The 17947-nt window shown below is 68.3% G+C and carries 17 protein-coding genes; 9 read left to right on the top strand and 8 right to left on the bottom strand.

Going from position 1 to position 17947, the window contains the following annotated elements; translation table 11 throughout:
* Positions 1-64 precede the first annotated feature (64 nt).
* The 3 genes from AC07PF_RS15160 to AC07PF_RS15170 all read left to right on the top strand — a co-directional run bounded on the left by AC07PF_RS15160 (position 65) and on the right by AC07PF_RS15170 (position 2391).
* Positions 65-949 carry an SDR family oxidoreductase gene (locus tag AC07PF_RS15160; protein WP_494612432.1) on the top strand — a complete coding sequence of 295 codons (885 nt, stop codon included), beginning with the start codon at positions 65-67 and terminating at the stop codon, positions 947-949.
* Positions 950-1028: 79 nt separating this feature from the next.
* A complete protein-coding gene (locus AC07PF_RS15165) occupies positions 1029-1862 on the top strand; it encodes an alpha/beta hydrolase (RefSeq protein WP_494612433.1) in 834 nt (277 codons plus the stop codon).
* Between the two features lie 10 nt (positions 1863-1872).
* Complete coding sequence (locus AC07PF_RS15170; RefSeq protein WP_494612434.1) at positions 1873-2391, top strand: GNAT family N-acetyltransferase; 519 nt, start codon at positions 1873-1875, stop codon at positions 2389-2391.
* Between the two features lie 7 nt (positions 2392-2398).
* Here AC07PF_RS15170 and AC07PF_RS15175 read toward each other — a convergent pair whose 3' ends face one another.
* Positions 2399-3889, bottom strand: a complete 1491-nt coding sequence (locus AC07PF_RS15175) for a M20 family peptidase (RefSeq protein WP_494612435.1) — start codon at positions 3887-3889, stop codon at positions 2399-2401.
* A gap of 107 nt (positions 3890-3996) precedes the next feature.
* Here AC07PF_RS15175 and AC07PF_RS15180 point away from each other — a divergent pair, with 107 nt between their 5' ends.
* On the top strand, positions 3997-4917 hold the full coding sequence (locus AC07PF_RS15180; protein ID WP_494609049.1) for a LysR family transcriptional regulator: 921 nt from the start codon (positions 3997-3999) through the stop codon (positions 4915-4917).
* Positions 4918-4959: 42 nt separating this feature from the next.
* Positions 4960-5388 carry a GNAT family N-acetyltransferase gene (locus AC07PF_RS15185; RefSeq protein ID WP_494612436.1) on the top strand — a complete coding sequence of 143 codons (429 nt, stop codon included), beginning with the start codon at positions 4960-4962 and terminating at the stop codon, positions 5386-5388.
* 49 nt (positions 5389-5437) lie between these two features.
* On the opposite strand, the gene AC07PF_RS15190 is transcribed toward AC07PF_RS15185, so the two are convergent.
* Together AC07PF_RS15190 and lgt are read right to left on the bottom strand one after the other, a co-directional pair.
* Positions 5438-6487, bottom strand: coding sequence for a serine hydrolase domain-containing protein (locus AC07PF_RS15190; RefSeq protein WP_494612437.1), 1050 nt, complete (start codon positions 6485-6487; stop codon positions 5438-5440).
* Between the two features lie 10 nt (positions 6488-6497).
* Complete coding sequence (gene lgt / locus AC07PF_RS15195; RefSeq protein WP_494612438.1) at positions 6498-7337, bottom strand: prolipoprotein diacylglyceryl transferase; 840 nt, start codon at positions 7335-7337, stop codon at positions 6498-6500.
* A 212-nt stretch (positions 7338-7549) separates the two neighbouring features.
* Between lgt and bfr the strand changes: the two genes are divergently transcribed.
* Positions 7550-8020: a bacterioferritin gene (gene bfr / locus AC07PF_RS15200; protein ID WP_007855294.1), complete on the top strand. Its 471-nt coding sequence runs from the start codon at positions 7550-7552 to the stop codon at positions 8018-8020.
* Between the two features lie 90 nt (positions 8021-8110).
* Here bfr and AC07PF_RS15205 read toward each other — a convergent pair whose 3' ends face one another.
* A complete protein-coding gene (locus AC07PF_RS15205; protein ID WP_494609051.1) occupies positions 8111-9403 on the bottom strand; it encodes a hypothetical protein in 1293 nt (430 codons plus the stop codon).
* 258 nt (positions 9404-9661) lie between these two features.
* Here AC07PF_RS15205 and AC07PF_RS15210 point away from each other — a divergent pair, with 258 nt between their 5' ends.
* Positions 9662-10675 (top strand): GlxA family transcriptional regulator, encoded by a 1014-nt coding sequence (locus AC07PF_RS15210; RefSeq protein WP_494612439.1) that lies wholly within the window; start codon positions 9662-9664, stop codon positions 10673-10675.
* A 48-nt stretch (positions 10676-10723) separates the two neighbouring features.
* Positions 10724-11899, top strand: coding sequence for an MFS transporter (locus AC07PF_RS15215; protein ID WP_494612440.1), 1176 nt, complete (start codon positions 10724-10726; stop codon positions 11897-11899).
* Here AC07PF_RS15215 and AC07PF_RS15220 read toward each other — a convergent pair.
* A complete protein-coding gene (locus AC07PF_RS15220) occupies positions 11896-12861 on the bottom strand; it encodes a LysR family transcriptional regulator (protein ID WP_494609054.1) in 966 nt (321 codons plus the stop codon). The genes AC07PF_RS15215 and AC07PF_RS15220 overlap by 4 nt on opposite strands.
* Before the next feature lie 163 nt (positions 12862-13024).
* Between AC07PF_RS15220 and ilvD the strand changes: the two genes are divergently transcribed.
* On the top strand, positions 13025-14731 hold the full coding sequence (gene ilvD, locus AC07PF_RS15225; RefSeq protein WP_494612441.1) for a dihydroxy-acid dehydratase: 1707 nt from the start codon (positions 13025-13027) through the stop codon (positions 14729-14731).
* 88 nt (positions 14732-14819) lie between these two features.
* On the opposite strand, the gene AC07PF_RS15230 is transcribed toward ilvD, so the two are convergent.
* The 3 genes from AC07PF_RS15230 to AC07PF_RS15240 form a co-directional block, all read right to left on the bottom strand.
* Positions 14820-15764, bottom strand: coding sequence for an amidohydrolase family protein (locus tag AC07PF_RS15230; protein WP_494612442.1), 945 nt, complete (start codon positions 15762-15764; stop codon positions 14820-14822).
* Between the two features lie 273 nt (positions 15765-16037).
* Complete coding sequence (locus AC07PF_RS15235) at positions 16038-16787, bottom strand: amidohydrolase family protein (protein ID WP_494612443.1); 750 nt, start codon at positions 16785-16787, stop codon at positions 16038-16040.
* Between the two features lie 83 nt (positions 16788-16870).
* Positions 16871-17776 (bottom strand): amino acid ABC transporter substrate-binding protein, encoded by a 906-nt coding sequence (locus tag AC07PF_RS15240; protein WP_145696143.1) that lies wholly within the window; start codon positions 17774-17776, stop codon positions 16871-16873.
* Positions 17777-17947: the final 171 nt, after the last annotated feature.

Consider the following 17947-nt stretch of genomic DNA (forward strand, 5'->3'; position numbering starts at 1 on the left):
CTACTTTACCGGGATAAGCAGTCTAACGACACTGCCCTTCTTTTTACAAGCCAAGGACATCACCATGCGAGTATTTGTGACCGGCGCGACCGGTTTCGTCGGAACGGCCGTCGTCAACGAGTTGATCGATGCGGGCCACAGCGTGCTGGGCCTGGCCCGCTCGGACGAAGGCGCCGAGCGCCTGGCCGCCGTGGGCGCCGAGGTGCACCGCGGCTCACTCGACGACCTGCCCAGCCTGCGCCGCGGCGTCGCCCATGCCGACGGCGTGATCCACACGGCGTTCAACCACGACTTTTCCACCTATGCAGCCAACTGCGAGGCCGACCGGCAGGTCATCGCCACGCTGGGCGCAGAGCTCCAGGGCAGCGACCGCCCCCTGCTCGTGACCACCGGCATGACGCTGCTGGGAACGGGCGGCGTGGGCACCGAAGAGCATGCCCCGATTCCCAGCAGCGCAGGCGTGCCGCGCAGTGCCTCGGAAGAGGCCGCCGCGGCCCTGGCGCAGCAGGGCGTGCATGCCTGCGTGGTGCGGCTGCCGCAGGTACACGACCCGTTCAAGCAGGGGCTCATCACCTACCTGATCGCGCTGGCACGCGAAAAGGGTACGGTGGCCTATGTGGACGAAGGCGCCAACCGCTGGCCCGCCGTGCATGTGCTCGACGCCGCCTGCCTGTACCGGCTGGTGCTGGAACAGGGCCAGGCCGGCGCACGCTACCACGCGGTGGGAGAGGAAGGCGTGGCGCTCAAGGCGATTGCCGAATCCATCGGCCGCGGATTGAACCTGCCCGTGGTCTCGGTGCCGGCCAGCGGCGCACAGCAGCATTTCGGGTGGCTGGCCCGCTTTGCCGGCATGGACAGCCCGGCCTCCAGCGCGCTCACGCAGCAACGCCTGGGCTGGCGACCAGTGGAAACCACGCTGATCGAGGACCTGGACAGGGCGCAGTTCTGACTCGGCCCTCCATGTGCAGGTGTCCGTGCATGCATTTCTGCAACCCTCCCTACAATGGCCCAACAGGAGGAGAACCGGAATGCCAGAAAGAACGCACACGGCCCTGACCATGGACCGCCGCACGGCACTGCTCGCACTGGGCGCCGCCTCTGCCCTTGCCGCCTGCGGCGGGGGCGGTTCGAACGAGCCCCCGCCCGAGCCGATCGGCCAGGTCTTCAGTTCCACGCTCAAATCCGAATCGACCGGGTACACCTACGCCATCCAGGTGTACGTGCCTCAGTCGTACGCCACGGGCACCGCGGCGCTGCCGGTCATCTACGCGACCGAGGGGGATGCACTGTATGGATCGGGCGTCACGCCCACGCGCTTCGACACCTTCAAACAGGCCATGCAGACGCGGGGCACCCAAGCCATCCTGGTCGGCATCGGCGGCACCATCATGCGTGGAACCGACTTCCTGCTGCCCGGTGCCACCCGCTACCTGAACTTCATCACCCGCGAGCTGGCACCGGCCATCGAGCGCCAGTACCGCGCCGACCCCAAGCGCAGGGTGCTCTCGGGCCTGTCGCACGGGGGCTACTTCGTCATCGCGGCACTGGTGACAGAGGGTCTGTCAGGGTCGCTGAGCTTCTCGCACTATCTGTCTACCGAGGCCAGCTACGGCGGCCACGGCAGCACGGCGGCCTTCCTCGCCTACGAAAAGCAGCTCGACGGCAAGCCCCTGCCCACGACGCTGTACCTGACCGGTGCCGGCACGGGTGGCAACAACACCAACATCATCAAGCCCTTGTACGAGCAGATGCGGGCACAGAACAACCCCGGGTTCACGCTGGTGAATGCGGACTACAACGCCAGCCACGTGGGCACGGACCTGCCCGCCTTCGAGGACGCGCTCAAGCGCTTCTTCCCCTGACAGCGGCAGCATGCAGACGCCCCGCCACGCCGTGGAGATAGCCTTAGCCACCCACGCGGACGCGCCGCTCGTCGATCTGCTTTGCGAACTGAACGCCTACTATGCCGGAGAAGGCGTCGCCAGCGCCTCGCGCGAAACCGTCCAAGCCCACCTGAGCGACCACCTGCTGGCACCGGGAGCGCCCGCGCGGCTGGTGGTGGCCAGCGATGGTGCGGGCCAGGCGCTGGGCTTTGCCGCCGTGGTACTGATGCACTCGCTGGTGGACCCGAGCCCGGAACACCGGCGCCAGTGCCTGCTCAAGGAACTGTTCGTGAGCACCAACGCACGTGGCCAGGGCATCGGCCGCCAACTCGTGGCCTGGATCGCAGCCTACGGCGCCAGCGAGGGCTGCGGCCGCATGGACTGGAACGTGAAGGACTCCAACCACGCCGGCATCGCCTTCTACAAAAGCCTGGGCGCCGTGCAGGTGGCCGATCGGCTGAGCTTTCGGCTCACGCGCGAGGCGATGGACCAGCTGGCCGGCGGCTGAGCCGCTCTCAAGGCTTGGCGCCCACCTGGCTGACCTGACCGATCAGCCGATGGTAGAAGCGGATCGCGTCCGCGTAGTTGGCGATCTCCAGGCGCTCGTTGGTGCCGTGAAAGCGCTTGAGGTCCTCCGAATTCGCGCGCACCGGCGAGAACTTGAAGATGTGGTCGCTGACGGCGCCGTAGTGCTGCGAGTCGGTGCCCGCCACCATCAGGCCCGGGGCCACCAGCACGTCGGGGAAGATCTCGCGAATGGTCTGGTTGAGCAGGCGGTACTGGGTGGAGTCGGTGGGTGCGACCTTGGAGGCGTCCACCGCGCCGGGCAGCGTGCTCAGTTCGTACTGCGCGGCGGGGGCGCTGATCTTGCTGCGCATGTGGTCGATCACCTGCTCCTTGCTGTCGCCGGGCAGCAGGCGGAAGTTCACGGTCGCCTCGGCGCGGCCGGGCACCACGTTGTCGCGGTTGCCGGCGTTCACGATGGTCAGCGCCGTGGTGGTGCGCAGCATGGCATTGGTGCTGGAGGCGCCTTCGAGCTGCTTTTGCACCACGGGGCGGAACAGCCACAGGTTGGACAGCACCATCCGGTTCACGCCACCCATCTCGGGGGCCAGCGTGTCGAACAGCTCGCCCGCCACGCCGCGGATGCCGCCAGGCATCTGCTCCTCGTCCAGGCGCTTGAGCGCGTCGCTCATCATGGCGATGGCGCTGCTGCCCTTGTGCGGTGGCATGGACGAATGGCCGGGCGTGCCCGACATCTTCATCACCACCGACAGGTAGCCCTTCTCGGCCACGCCGATGACGGCGGCGGGCTTGGACAGCCCAGGCATCACGCCGTCGAGGATCAAGAGGCCCTCGTCGATCACGAAATCCAGGCGCACCTTGCGCTCCTGCAGCAGCGACGCGATCTTTGCCGCGCCGCGCAGGCCGCCCACCTCCTCGTCGGCACCGAAGGCCAGGTAGATGGTGCGCTGGGGTGTGAAGCCGCTGGCCAGCAGCATCTCCACCGCCTCGAGCTGGCTCATGAGGTTGCCCTTGTCGTCCCAGGAACCGCGGCCCCAGACGAAACCGCCCTGGATGGCGCCCGAGTACGGGGGCTGCTCCCAGTCGCCCTCGGTGCCGGGGGCCACGGGCACCACGTCCTGGTGGGCCATCAGCATCACCGGGGCGGCATTGGCATCGCTGCCGGGCCAGGTGTAGAGCAGGCTCAGGTCGCCCACCACTTCGCGCTTGAGCTTGGCGTGAACCAAGGGAAAGCGCTGCTGCAGCAGCGCGTGGAACTGCAGGAACTGGCCGGCGCTGAAGTTGGCATCGTCGCGCGAGGACTCGGTGCGCAGGCGTACGGCCTCGGCCAGGCGGCCGGCCACGGCGGCATCGTCCACCGGCAGTTTGGCAATCGGCGCCACCTCCAGCTGGCGCGAGCCCTTGCGCGCGGTGTTGACGCCCAGGGCCACGGCCAGCAGCAGCACCAGGGCGAGCAGCCCCAGCAGGATTTTCTTGATCATGTCGGTCGCGTCTTTCTCTTCAGGTAGGGAGCATTGAAAGCCATCCTAAATCGGTAACGAAATGTTCGTCCAATGCATAATTCAAGTCGTTTCGTTCGATTTTTCGCATGACCACCACCATCGCCCAGTTGCGCCACTTCATTGCCCTGGCCGACAGCGGCAGCTTCACCCGTGCGGCCGACAGCACGCGGCGCTCGCAGGCGGCCTTCAGCCGCAGCATCGCCATGCTGGAGGCCCACCTGGGCGCGGCACTGGTCGAGCGCAGCGGCCACCGCAACGCCCTCACCCCCATCGGCCGCACGGTGCTGGAGCATGCGCGCCAGGTGGTGGCCCAGGCCGATGAACTGCACCAGGTGGTGCGCCACCAGGTCAGCGGCGAAGTCGGCTCCGTGCGCCTGGGAATGAGTGCCACGCCCCACGCCCTGCTGGCCCCCCGCCTGCTGCGCCTGGCGGCCCGCGACGCGGGCCGCATGCGCCTGCAATTGGGTGGCGGCCCCCAGGCCCAGCAGATCCAGGCGCTGCGCGACCGCACGCTGGACGCCCTGGTGACGGACTACCACTCCCTGCCCGGCTCCCACGCCGACCTGGAAGTGCACCGGCTGGTGCAACTGCCCACCGGGGTGCTGGCCCGCCCCGGGCACCCGCTGGCCCAGCGCCGCCCGGTGGTGTTTTCCGAGCTGACGGAGTTCCCCGTGGCCTGCACGGGCATGAGCGCGGCCGTCGGGCGGCTGCTGGTTCAGCGCCTGGGCCTGCAGGCCCACCCCGAGGTGCTCATCGGCCTGGCCAGTGAGTCCGTGCCCGACCTGCTGGACGTGGCCTGCCACACGGATGCGCTGTACATGGGCGTTGTGGCCCCCGCGGCCGCCCTGCTGGCCCAGGGGCGGTTGGTGCCACTCGACATTCCCACCCGGGGGCTGGAGTCGCACATCGCCTGGGTGCAGCGCGTGGCACGGGCCCCCAACCCGGTGCTGGACGGCCTGCGCCAGCAGGTGCAGGGCTGGTTGCAGGAGGCGGGTTCGGCTGGCTGAGCCGGTATCATCGCCGCCCCATCCAGCCCTGCCTTCGCATCCATGGCCTCCTCGTTCACCTTTGCTCCGCCCTCTCTGGAAGACCTGCAAGCCGGCACGCTGGGCAAGCACATGCGCGAGTTCAACTACCGCACCGTGGGCGAGTACCCGCAGGTGCAGCCCGTGCGTCTGGACGTGCGGGATCTCAATGGCCGTCTGGTCGCGGGCATCCGCTCCTACGTATTTGTCTATTGGCTGCAGACAGATGTGCTGTGGGTGGCCGAAGACCAGCGTGGCAAGGGCCTGGGCGCTCGCCTGCTGGGCATGGCAGAAGCCCAGGGCAAGGCGCTGGGCGCCCGAAATGCCAAGCTCGAAACCTTCGAGTGGCAGGCGCGCGATTTCTACCTCAAGCAGGGCTACGGCGAGTACGCGCGCATCGACGACTACATCCAGGGCCAGTATTTGGCGCTGATGCGCAAGCCGCTGGAATAAGAACCTGTTTACGATCTCGCAGGGGATCGTCAACAGGTTCTATGGAGCTTCAACCCAGCAAGGGCGACCTGAACACCGGGTGCTCCCCCGGCAGCACCTGCTGCGCCAGCGGCACGGCCAGGGCCATGCCCCGGTCGCTGTTGGTCAGCAGCACGAAGCCGTCGCGCGACGTCGGCGAGACCATGGCGAAATTGCGAAAGCCCGGGTTGTTGCCCCACTGCCAGAGCATGGGGCCGGCGGCGGTGCGTTCGATGCCCCAGCCATGGCCCCACTCCAGTCCCAGGGCCTTGTCGGCCACCACGGGGGCCGACAGCACCAGCGCGAGCAGCCGCTCATCGGCCACGAAGGCGGCCAGCAGGCGCGCAAAATCGCCTGCCGTGGTGTAGAGCGAAGCGGCAGCCACCGGAACGTTCCAGCGCAGGCCACCGGCGGCCGCACCATTGGCATGCACGGCCCGGCCTTCGTAGGCACTGTTCCACACCAGGCTGGAGTCGCGCATGCCCAGGGGCTCGAACACCTGCGCCTGCATCCACGGCGCGATGGGCGTGCCGGTGACGGCTTCCATCACCGCCTGCAGCAGCACATAGCCTTCGCCCGAATAGCGCCAGCGCTGGCCGGGCTCGAAACCCGGGGCCAGCGCGCCGCTGGTCCAGTTGGGCAGGCCCGAGGTGTGGTTGAGCAAGGCGGCCACCGGGATGCGGGCCAGCGTGCTGGCGGGCACGGTGTCGCTGGCGTCGCCCGGCGCGCGCCGCAGCGCATGCTGGTAGTGCACATAGCCTTGCGGCAGGTAGTGCGCCACCGGGGCTTGCAGGTCCAGTTGCCCCGCCAGCGCCAAGCGCAATGCGCCGTAGGCCACCACGGGCTTGGTCAGCGAGGCGGCCTGGAACACAGCGTCCGCAGGGGCCTTGCAATGGCCGGCCAAGGCGGTCGGCTGCACGCGGCCAGCCTGCAGCGTGGCATACGCCGCCGCACACACGCCCAGGCGATCGGCCACCTCGGCCACGGACTGGCCCTGGTAGCGCGTGAGGTCCGCCGCGCACGAAGCCAGCAGCGGCGAGACCGCAGCACCGGTCAGCAGCAGCTGGCGGCGGGTGACCACAACAGGCAGCTCAGGACTTGGACGCGGTGAGCGCGGGCGTGCCGCCCTCGCGCTTGGCGGCCCACAGCCACATGGCGATGCCGGCCACGATCATGGGCACGCACAGCCACTGGCCCATGCTCATGCCCAGCGAGAGGATACCCAGGTGCGCATCGGGCTCGCGGAAATACTCGGCAATGAAGCGGAAGGCACCGTAGCCGATCAGGAACACGGCCGCGACCTGGCCCTGGCGGCGCTCGCGCCGCGCGTACAGCCACAGCAGCACGAACAGCAGCAGCCCTTCGAGCAGGAACTGGTAGACCTGCGAGGGGTGGCGCGGCAGCATGGAGCCGCTTTGCGGGAACACCATGCCCCAGGGCAGGTCGGGGCTGGCAAAGCGGCCCCAGAGTTCGCCGTTGATGAAGTTGCCCACGCGGCCTGCCGCCAAACCTGTGGGCACGCAGGGCGCCACGAAATCGGCCACCTCCAGCCAGGGGCGCTTGCGCGAGTGAGCGAACCAGAGCATGGCCACGATCACGCCCAGCAACCCGCCGTGGAAGGCCATGCCACCCTGCCACACGTAGAAGATCTCCAGCGGGTGGCTCAGGTAGTAGCCCGGCTTGTAGAACAGGCAGTAGCCCACCCGTCCGCCGACCACCACGCCCGCCACGCCCAGGAACAGGATGTCTTCCACGTCCTTGCGCGTCCAGGCGCCCGGCCCGGTGATGGAGGCGAACGGCTGGTGCCGCAGCCGCGCGATGCCCAGCAGCATGAACAGGCCGAAGGCCGCCAGGTAGGTCAGGCCATACCAGTGGATGGCCAGCGGGCCCACTTGCAGGGCGATGGGATCGATTTGGGGGTAGGTCAGCATTTGGGCGGTATTGTGCCCGCGCGCCGTGGCACCTGCAGCCGGCAGCCCCGCAGGGTGTGGGGGAAGGTGGCGCAGGGCCCTGCGGCGACCGGCACGGCCCCCCCGATGAGAACGCTTCTGATCCCTGTACGCATGCAGAGCGCCACCCCGGGGTTTTCCCCCGCAAAGCCCCCTGGGCGCGCGATACTTCTGCCTGTAACAAGGAAAAGAACATGCAGGGCAACCCACAAGTCATCGACTACTTCAAGGATCTGCTGCGCGGCGAACTGGCTGCGCGCGACCAGTACTTCGCGCATTCGCGCATCTATGAGGACCAGGGCTTCATCAAGCTCTACACCCGCCTGGACCACGAGATGCAGGAAGAAACCCAGCATGCCGACGCGCTGCTGCGCCGCATCCTCTTCCTGGGCGGTCGCCCCGACATGCGCCCCAAGGAGTTCACGCCCGGCGAAACCGTGCCCGAGATGCTGCGCAAGGACCTGGCCACCGAGTACGAAGTGCGCGCTGCCCTGCAAAACGGCATGGCCTTGTGCGAGAGCGTGGGCGACTATGTGAGCCGTGACCTGCTGCTGGCCCAGCTGCGCGACACCGAGGAAGACCACGCCTACTGGCTCGAAAAGCAGATCGGCCTGATCGACAAGATCGGCCTGCAGAACTACCTGCAATCCCAGGCCGCCGCCTGAGCGGCAAGCGAGGCCTTCCCGCCCTGGCGGCCACACGGCTGGCCGCCCGGCGCCCGGTGAGGGCGAGCCGGTGCGCCCACCAGGCGCCACTCAATGCAGGTGCGGCCCTTCGTCTTCGTAGTAGTGCCGCGCCTCGTCCCACTCCCCCGACGGCGCGAAAAGCAGATCCTGGTCCCCCTGGGCTTGTGCCGGCTCCAGCATCCCGGCCATCTCCTGCGCAAAGCTGCGCAGCGGCATGAACTCGCAGGAGATGCGCTGAAAGAGCACTTCGCTGACCCGGTAGAGCCCATGCTCCAGGTCTTCGGCGTCGTTGGAGAGCTGCAGGGCGGTCACGCCATCCATCAGGGCCACGGCATGGACCCCGAGCGATGCGAAGTGCGATACCAGCACCTTCATGTCGATGTAGACCAGCAGCTGAAAGACCCCCTGCATGAACAGCACGGCGTTGCCGGCGGTCATGGACAGGGTGAACGGCTGCATCGGTATCCAGGCCGTTTCGGGCGTCACCTGGACCGACATCGTCGACTTCGAGCGCAACCCCTTGAGCGTTCGAAGGCAATCCGGGTGGTTGCGGTAGTGGTCATTGCGCACGACCACGTAGCACAGACCCGGCTCGGGAAGCACCTGCGCGATTCCGCACTCCAGGGCCTGCCGCACGCATTCGTTCAGATGCGCCCTGTGCGCCACACCGGGAGTAATCTCCCCAGGCTGGGAAGCGCTGCCCGGGCTGGCGGTACCTGCAGGGGCCTGGCGTGCCAGGAACGCCATGGTGCGCAGCAACGCCTCCTGATGGAGTCTGGCCGCGGAGCCGCGTTGGTTGAAGGACTTCAGCTCCATGGGCTGGGGCTCGCTGCCGGCCAGGACGCATAGATCGCCCTGCCCCAGCATGTTGGTCACATCGGCCAGGACCACCGGGATGCCCATGCCGATGCCCAGCTTCAGGGCCCGGTACCGGCTGCGAAACATGTCTTTCCTCGAGAGCAGTCCCGGGCGCTCCTTGGCATGGGCCCGCTGGGCAAAGTAGAAGTACCGGTGGCGATGGGGGGCCTGGTAGGCCGCCGCGATGCCGTCTCCAAAGCAGCGGTACAGAAAGCGCAGCTGCTCCAGCGCGTCGCAGCGGTCCTGGATCTTCAGGACCAACTCCCGCGTCTCGCGCGCCTTCTCGCCGATCAGGCGCTCCCGCACCAGGCGCTGCTTGAGCCGCAGCCGGGCATCCTGCAGGCGGGCATGGCTCAACTCCGACCTGGCGATGCGGCGGATGAGCAGTTTCTGAAGCTCGAGGACCGGGCCCAACCGCCCGGGGTCACCCTGGATGGCGCCGAGCAGCTGCGCTGCCTTCAGGAAGCACTCCATCTCTCTGGGAAACCGCAAGGGCAAAGGCATTCACAGTCTCCTCAAGGCGTGCAATGGACAGGCTCGGGCTGGGTTGCGGGCCCCGCTGGCCGGCCCGTCTGATTGCAGGATAGCGCCTGTGCACCAGCGATGACCAGCAAATTATGGATTTTTGACAATCCTCGCCGGGCGGCATCCACCGGCGCCCGTGGCACCGCACTGTGGCTCCAACGGCAGTTGGGAGCATATGGCCATATCTGTGGGCTGATTGTCATTGCGGCCAACCGGACAAGTGGCGACACTGGCCCCATGCCCCACCCCACCCGCACCGTTGCCTGCCTGGTCTACCCCGGCGTGATGAGCCTGGATGCCATCGGCCCGATGCAGGTCTTCGGCTCGGCCAATGCCGAACACACGGGCCACGGGCTGGCGCCCGCCTATGCGCTGCGCCTGCTGGCCGAGGCGCCAGGGCCTGTCGTCACCTCGGCAGGCTTTGCGCTGCTGGCCGATGGCAGCTGGGCCGACACCGACCCCGCGGGCCTGGACACCGTGCTGGTGGCAGGCGGCGATGGCGTGGCAGACCAGCTGGGCCACGCCGGCATGCAGCAATGGCTGCGCCAGGCGGCACCCCAGGTGCGGCGCCTGGGCTCGGTCTGCTCGGGCGCGCTGCTGCTGGCCGAGGCCGGCCTGCTCGATGGCCTGCGCGCCACCACGCACTGGTGCCGCATGGAGCGGATGCGCCAGGACTACCCGGCCGTGCAGGTGGACGAGGATTGCCTGCACACCTACGACGCGGCCCACCCCGTGTACGGCCGCCTCTTCACCTCGGCCGGCGTCACGGCCGGTATCGACCTGGCCCTGGCGCTGGTGGAGGCCGACCTGGGCCGGCCCATGGCGCTGGCCGTGGCACGGCGGCTGGTGATGTTCATGCGCCGCCCCGGCGGGCAGGCCCAGTTCAGTGCGCTGCTGGCACCCGAGACCCGGCACGCCCCGCGGCTGGCGGCGCTGCTCGAATGGATTCCCTCGCAGCTGGGCAACGACCTGTCGCTCGACGCCCTGGCCGAGCGTGCCTGCATGCCGCCGCGCACGCTCACCCGCGTGTTCCAGCGCGAGCTGGGCACCACGCCCGGGCGCTATGTGGAGCGGGTGCGCGTGGAGGCCGCCTCATCCCTGCTCGCCCAGACCCAGGCGTCGGTGGCCACCGTGGCCCGGCTGTGCGGCTTCGAGCACCCCGAGAACCTGCGCCGCAGTTTCCACAAGCACCGTGCCGTGAGTCCACAGGCCTATGCGCAGCGCTTTGGCGCAGGCGCCCTGGCCGACTGATTCCCCCATCTCCCTGCGCCAGCCAGGCGCACACCGAAAGCCCTGCCCATGCTGCTCCTGCGCAATGCGTCCGTTCGCCTGCTGTTTGCCGGCCAGGCCCTGTACTGGGGCTGCTCCATCATCGGCATCACGCTGACCTCCATCGTCGGCGCGCGGCTGGCGCCCTGGCCGGTGCTGGCCACGCTGCCACTCGCTTTGCTGGTGCTGGGCAATCTGCTGTCGGTACAGCCGCTGTCGCTGTTCATGCAGCGCCGCGGCCGGCGCGCAGGGTTGCAGGCCGGCGCGCTGTGCGGCGTGGTGGGCGGCCTCGTCAGCATGGCCGGCGTGCAGTGGGGCAGTTTTGCCATCTTCTGCGCGGGCACGCTGGCCATCGGTGCCTACCAGGCATCGTCGGGCTACTACACCTATGCCGCGCTGGAGGCCGTGGACCCCGCCCAAAAGGGCCGGGCCGCTGCCTGCGTGGTGGCCGGCGGCCTGTGCGCAGCGGTGTTCGCGCCGCCGCTGGCGCTGTGGTCGCGCAACCTGCTGGCCACGCCGCTCGCGGGCGCCTACGTGGCCATCGCGGCGCTGGCCGTACTGGGCTGGGGGGTGATGGCACGGCTGCGCGAGGGCGTGGCGCCCAAGCCAGCGGCGGGCGGCATGGCCGCCATGCGCGCCCTGCTGGCCCGCCCCGGCCTGCGCGCGGCGGTGGTGATGACGGCCATCGGCCATGGCCTGATGATCCTGGTGATGAACGCCACGCCACTGGCCATGGAGGTCTGCGGCTTCTCGGCCGCTTCGGCGGCGCAGGTGATCCAGTGGCATGTGATCGGCATGTTCGCACCCGCGCTGTTCTCGGGCGCGCTGGTGGACCGCTTCGGCAGCCGCCCCGTGGCCACGGTGGGCGCCACGTGCCTGGCGGCCAGCGCGGTGGTGGCGCTGTCGGGCCTGTCGTTCACCGAGTTCCTGGCCAGCTCCTTCCTGCTGGGCACGGGCTGGAACCTGATGGTGATCTCAGGCACCACGCTGCTGTCCGAATCGCATGCACCCGAGGAGCGCGGCCAGGCCCAGGCGCTGATGCAGCTGGCCAACGGCATCGTGGCGGCAATGATGTCCTTTGCGTCAGGCGCCCTGCTCACCGGGGTGGGCTGGACCGCCATCAACGCCGTGGCGCTGCCGCTGCTGGCCATTGCCGCGGGCCTGCTCTTCGTGCGCGGGCGCACGACGCCGGTCGCGGCAGGTTAAGCGGTCTTCGAGCGCTCGCGCACGAAGTCGACAAACCGCGCCAGCGCCGGGTTGTTCAGCCCGGCGGGCCAGACCAGGCTGGTCTCGCACACGGGCAGCAGCGGCGCGCCAGCGGGTTTTGCGGCCTTGTTCTTCACCTTGGCCGCTGCCGACCCGAATGCATCGCCCGCCCGGTACACCACCCCCTCGCGGCGGAACTGGGTCACGCTCTCGGGCACCCAGGCCACGCCCAGGCCGCCCCACACCAGATTGACGATGGTCTGCATCTGGATGGCCTCCTGCGCCACCACGGGCACCCGGCCGGCCGCGTGGTACAGCGCAAAGATGGCATCGTGCAGCGAAGGCACGATGCGCCGCGGAAAGATCACCAGCGGCTCGGCCAGTACCTGCGCCAGGTCCAGCCGCGGCGCCTGGGCCAGCGGGTGGCGCTCGGCCAGGGCCAGCACCAGCGGCTCCTCGCCCACGGGCAGGCGCGCCAGCTCGGGCGGGGCCGCGCCGGGGGAGTGCAGCACCAGCCCGGCATCGAGCTCGCCGCGCGCGAACAGGGCGCGCTGCACATCACCCGTGGCCTCCACCAGCTCCAGCGCCACCTGCGGGCACAGCACGCGAAAATCGCGCACCCATTCGGGCAGCCTTTCGAAGCCGATAGTGGAGACAAAGGCGAGGCGCACCCGCCCGACCTCGCCCGCGGCCGCGGCGCGGGCCCGCACGGGCAGCGCCTGCGCGCGCTCCAAAAAGTCGCGCACGTCGGGCAGCAGGGCCTCGCCCGCCGGGGTCAGCGCCACGCGCCGGCGCGTGCGGTCGAACAGCACCACGCCGAGCGAGCGCTCCATCTGCGCAATCGCCTGGGTCAGCGGCGGCTGCGTCATGTGCAGGCGGATGGCGGCGCGGCCGAAGTGCAGTTCCTCGGCCACGGCCACGAACTGGCGCCAGGCGCGGACGTCGATGAGGGTTTCTTTCATGGCGGTGATGTGCCTGTGATACGTTTTACATATTAATCGAGCAGGTGAAAGGGATTGGAAACGCAGCGGCAAACGCCGCATACTTGCACCCCGAGAGCGTTGGACACCCTGGCCGCAGGAGTGCCCCATCCATTACAACGAGTCCCCCACCAGGAAATCAGCCATGGCAGACAGCAAGACCATCCCGATCCAGCCCATCAACCACCGCAGCGCCAACATCACGCAGGGCAAGTCGCGTGCGCCCAACCGCTCCATGTACTACGCCATGGGCTACGAAGAGGGCGACTTCGTCAAGCCCATGGTCGGCGTGGCCAACGGGCACAGCACCATCACCCCGTGCAACAGCGGCCTGCAGAAGCTGGCCGACGCGGCCATCGCCGGCATCGAGGAAGCCGGCGGCAACGCCCAGGTGTTCGGCACGCCCACCATCTCGGACGGCATGGCCATGGGCACCGAAGGCATGAAGTACAGCCTGGTCAGCCGCGAGGTCATCAGCGACTGCATCGAGACCTGCGTCGGCGGCCAGTGGATGGACGGCGTGCTGGTGGTCGGCGGCTGCGACAAGAACATGCCCGGCGGCCTGATGGGCATGCTGCGCGCCAACGTGCCCGCCATCTACGTGTACGGCGGCACCATCCTGCCCGGCCGCTACCAGGACAAGGACCTGAACATCGTGAGCGTGTTCGAGGCCGTGGGCGAGAACGCCGCTGGCAAGCTCAGCGACTTCGACCTCAAGGAGATCGAAAAGCGCGCCATCCCCGGCACCGGCTCGTGCGGCGGCATGTACACCGCCAACACCATGTCCAGCGCCTTCGAGGCCCTGGGCATCAGCCTGCCCTACTCGTCCACCATGGCCAACCCGCACGACGAGAAGATGAACTCGGCCAAGGAATCGGCCAAAGTGCTGATCGAGGCCATCAAGATGGACTTGAAGCCCCGCGACATCGTGACCAAGAAGGCCATCGAGAACGCCGTGGCCGTGATCATGGCCACGGGCGGCTCCACCAACGCCGTGCTGCACTTCCTGGCCATCGCCCACACCGCGGGCGTGGAATGGGACATCGACGACTTCGAACGCATCCGCAAGCAGACCCCCGTGCTGTGCGACTTGAAGCCCAGCGGCAAGTACCTGGCCGTGGACCTGCACCGCGCAGGCGGCATCCCGCAGGTCATGAAGGTGCTGCTCAAGGCCGGCCTGCTGCACGGCGACTGCATCACCATCAGCGGCAAGACCATTGCCGAAGTGCTCAAGGACGTGCCCGATGTGCCGCGTGCCGACCAGGACGTGATCCGCAACATCGACAACCCCATGTACGCGCAGGGCCACCTGGCCATCCTGAAGGGCAACCTCAGCCCCGAAGGCGCCGTCGCCAAGATCACCGGCCTGAAGAACCCCGTGATCACCGGCCCGGCCCGCGTGTTCGACGACGAGCAATCGGCCCTGGAAGCCATCCTGGCCGGCAAGATCAAGGCCGGTGACGTGATGGTGCTGCGCTACCTGGGCCCCAAGGGCGGCCCCGGCATGCCCGAAATGCTGGCCCCCACCGGCGCGCTCATCGGCGCCGGCCTGGGCGAGAGCGTGGGCCTGATCACCGACGGCCGCTTCTCCGGCGGCACCTGGGGCATGGTGGTCGGCCACGTGGCACCAGAAGCCGCTGCCGGCGGCACCATTGCCTTCGTCAACGAAGGCGACAGCATCACCATCGACGCGCGCCAGCTGCTGCTGAAACTGAACGTGCCCGAAGAAGAAATCGCCAAGCGCCGTGCCGGCTGGACGGCGCCCGCACCCCGCTATACGCGTGGCGTGCAGGCCAAGTTCGCCTTCAATGCATCGAGCGCGAGCAAGGGCGCGGTGCTGGACGCGTACTGATCCCCAGGCTGAACAGCAGGACCTCCCAACAAAAAGCCCGTGGCCTCTTCAGGCCGCGGGCTTTTTTGTTGGCGCTGCTACTGCCGGCTCAGTGGGCATGGTCGTGGGTCGCAGCCAGGCCGCTCGGAGGCACCACCTTGGCCGTCTTCATCGACTGCGCGCTGCAAAGACCTTCGCGCGCCTTGCGCAGCAGCACCTGCCCGGCGGCTACGCCCGTGGGCTGGTCACGCTCCACCACCGGCTTGCCATTGACCATGGTCAGCACAACACCTTCGGACAGCAGAGTCGGCGCGGTGTAGGTGGACCGGGCCTTGAAGCGTGCGGGGTCGAACACCACGATGTCCGCAAAGTGCCCGGCCTTGAGGCGGCCGCGCTCGGCGATGCCCAGCGCATCGGCCGTGAGCGCCGTGCTGCTGCGCACGAACTGGCCGATGGAGAGGTGCTTTTGCCGCACCACGTACTCAGCGTACTTCTGCGCGAAGGAGCCTACAGCGCGTGGGTGCCCGGCTGACGAGTCCGACGAGGTCACCACCCAGGGGCGAGCCATGAAGGCGCGGACGTCGGCGTCACTCTGGTTGAAGTTGGCGATCTTGACCTCGCTCTCGCGCAGCACCTGCACCACGACTGCCACTGCATCGGTGCCGGTGGCACTGGCGATCTGCTGCAGCGTCTTGCCCACGTACTTCGGGTTGCCCGAGGAGATCAGGATCGCCTCGGGCCCGTTGCGCAGGCGCAGGTTCTCGGTGATGTCCTTGCGCAGGCGCTCCTGCACCGCGGCATCGTCAAAGCGCTTGAGCAGCGCCTCGCGCCCGCCCGCATTGGCCCAGGGCGGCATCAACGCCGCCGAAAGATTGGTGCTCGACGCGAGCCAGGGGTACTGGTCGGCCGTGACTTTCTGGCCGCTTTGCTGCGCTGCCTCGACCATGCGGATCAGCGCACCCGCCATGCCTTGCGTTTCTACGCCCAGGGCCTTGATGTGGGCGATGTGCACGGCGATCTTCGCCTCGCGACCGATGCGCAGGGCCTCGGCCACGGCATCGGGCAGGCCCTGGGGCCTGCTAGTGCTATTTTTGGGGTCGCGAAGGCCCTTGCCGGCGTGCCAATCTAGGCGCGCAACGCCGCGTGTGCCCTTGCACACGCAAGGAGCGCAACGACGAGTGGCAGGCCGGCAAGGGCCTTCCCTTCGGGTTGCCCGGCCTGGGGGCCGTCTGCGGCGTTGCCCGCGCTTGCAAGGTGCATACCTTGCTGCGCACGGGCGCCTTGCATCCAGCCCCCAGGCCGGGCAACGCGATCCCCAAAAATAGCACTAGCAGGCCCCGGTCTGCTCGTTGCGGATATGGCTGTCGTACAGGCCGCCGTGCGCGGCTGCCACCTTGGCCAGCTCGATCACTTCCTCGGTGGTCGAGAAGTTCTGCGGCGTGTAGTACAGCCCGGTGGACAGGCCGATGGCCCCCTGGCACATGGCACCCTCCACCAGTTGCTTCATGGTCGCCAGCTGCGCGGGCGTGGGCGCCGCGTTGGCATTGGCCAGCTGGCTCTGGCGCACAGGGCCGAAGCCCACGAACATGGCGACGTTGGTGCCCGGCGGGTTGGTGCGCAGGCGCTGGGCCTGTCCGGCGATGTCGTAGCTGCCAAAGCCGTCGTTGCCGATCACCGCGGTGGTCACGCCCTGCGTGAGGAAGGGCCGGTTCAGCCGCTTGTCGGCCGAGTCGGACAGCAGGTCCTCATCGGCATGGGTGTGGGCGTCGATGAAGCCCGGAGCGACCACCATGCCCTGCGCCTCGATGGTCCGGCGCGCCACCGTGCCGGCTGGGGCCTTGCCGACAAAGGCGATGCGCTCGCCCGCCACGCCCACATCGCCCAGGACGGCTTCGACGCCATCACCGGTGTACACGGCTGCGCCGCGGATCAGGTAGTCGACCACGGGCGCCGTGGCGGTCGGCCCGCTGCCGCTGCTGCAACCGCCGATCACGCCCGTGCCGAGAACGGAGCACAGCGTCATCACGGCCAGCCGGCGCGGGTGCTTGGAAAAGGTCATGGGCTTGGAAGAGTTCATCGGATCAGGCAGGTTCAAGGAGGTTTCGGGAAGGGAGGCGCCGCACAGCCACTGGCTGCGCGGGATATCCGGCGGTGGACCGATCAGGGGGCGGCAGGTGCCGCAGGTCGGTCGCTGAACTCCTTGAGGTTCTTCTTGAGCTCGGCGCTCATGGGCACATTCAGCGGCACATTGCGTGGCGGGATGGGCTGCAGGAACCACTTGTCGTAGAGCTTCTCGAACTCGCCGCTCTTCATGAGCGAGACCAGCGCGGCATCGACTTCCTTCTTGAACTCGGGGTCGTTCTTGCGCAGCATGATGGCGTAGGGTTCGACCTGCAGGGCCTCGCCCACGATGGTCCATTCCGCCGGGTTCTTGGCATTGGCCACCAGGCCGTACAGCAGGATGTCGTCCATGGCATAGGCATCGGCCCTGCCGCCTTCGGCCAGCAGCGCGCCATCGGCATGGTCCTTGGCCAGCAGCATCTCGGTCTCCTGGTTGTTGTCCTTGAGGTACTTTCGCAGCACCTGCACGTTGGTGGTGCCGCTGGTGGTGGCCAGCTTCTTGCCCTTGAGGTCGGCCAGCGCCGTGATGCCCGAGGTCTTCTTCACCATCATCCGGGTGCCGGTGTAGAAGTAGTTCACCGCAAACTCCACCTGCTCGCGCCGCGCCACGTTGTTGGTGGTGGAGCCGCATTCCAAATCCACCGTGCCGTTCATCACCAGCGGGATGCGGTTTTGCGAGGTCACGGGCTGGCGCTCGATCTTCAGGTCGGGCCGCTTCACCTTGGCCTTGAGCATCTCCACGATGCGGTCGCAGATCTCGATGCTGAAGCCGATGGGCTTGGCGTCGTTCAGGTAACTGAACGGCACCGACGAATCGCGGTAGCTCAGGTGGATCACGCCGGTCTGCGCCATCTTGGCCAGCGTGGGCTGCGGCTGGGCGAAGGAAGAAGACAGGGCGGCCAGCGACAGGGCGGCGCCAAGGGCGGTGCGGGTCCAGCGGTTCATGGGTGCTCTCCGGAAGTGTTGTAAGGGGGTCTGCGAACACTCGCAATGTACGGGCCCGGCCGCCGCGCCGCGAGTAGCAATTTCGCCATGGTGTATGCCTTGGCGGCATACGCCTGCAGGCACCGTCCTGGTGCAGGCGCACCGCCGCAGGAAAGGTATGCCGCCAGGGCA

It is taken from the genome of Acidovorax sp. GW821-FHT10A04 (genome assembly GCF_059415825.1).

Coding starts and splice junctions, on each gene's coding strand:
- AC07PF_RS15160 (WP_494612432.1), top strand. CDS start 65: ATGCGAGTATTTGTGACCGGCGCGACCGGTTTCGTCGGAACGGCCGTC.
- AC07PF_RS15165 (WP_494612433.1), top strand. CDS start 1,029: ATGCCAGAAAGAACGCACACGGCCCTGACCATGGACCGCCGCACGGCA.
- AC07PF_RS15170 (WP_494612434.1), top strand. CDS start 1,873: ATGCAGACGCCCCGCCACGCCGTGGAGATAGCCTTAGCCACCCACGCG.
- AC07PF_RS15175 (WP_494612435.1), bottom strand. CDS start 3,889: ATGATCAAGAAAATCCTGCTGGGGCTGCTCGCCCTGGTGCTGCTGCTG.
- AC07PF_RS15180 (WP_494609049.1), top strand. CDS start 3,997: ATGACCACCACCATCGCCCAGTTGCGCCACTTCATTGCCCTGGCCGAC.
- AC07PF_RS15185 (WP_494612436.1), top strand. CDS start 4,960: ATGGCCTCCTCGTTCACCTTTGCTCCGCCCTCTCTGGAAGACCTGCAA.
- lgt (WP_494612438.1), bottom strand. CDS start 7,337: ATGCTGACCTACCCCCAAATCGATCCCATCGCCCTGCAAGTGGGCCCG.
- bfr (WP_007855294.1), top strand. CDS start 7,550: ATGCAGGGCAACCCACAAGTCATCGACTACTTCAAGGATCTGCTGCGC.
- AC07PF_RS15205 (WP_494609051.1), bottom strand. CDS start 9,403: ATGCCTTTGCCCTTGCGGTTTCCCAGAGAGATGGAGTGCTTCCTGAAG.
- AC07PF_RS15210 (WP_494612439.1), top strand. CDS start 9,662: ATGCCCCACCCCACCCGCACCGTTGCCTGCCTGGTCTACCCCGGCGTG.
- AC07PF_RS15215 (WP_494612440.1), top strand. CDS start 10,724: ATGCTGCTCCTGCGCAATGCGTCCGTTCGCCTGCTGTTTGCCGGCCAG.
- AC07PF_RS15220 (WP_494609054.1), bottom strand. CDS start 12,861: ATGAAAGAAACCCTCATCGACGTCCGCGCCTGGCGCCAGTTCGTGGCC.
- ilvD (WP_494612441.1), top strand. CDS start 13,025: ATGGCAGACAGCAAGACCATCCCGATCCAGCCCATCAACCACCGCAGC.
- AC07PF_RS15235 (WP_494612443.1), bottom strand. CDS start 16,787: ATGAACTCTTCCAAGCCCATGACCTTTTCCAAGCACCCGCGCCGGCTG.
- AC07PF_RS15240 (WP_145696143.1), bottom strand. CDS start 17,776: ATGAACCGCTGGACCCGCACCGCCCTTGGCGCCGCCCTGTCGCTGGCC.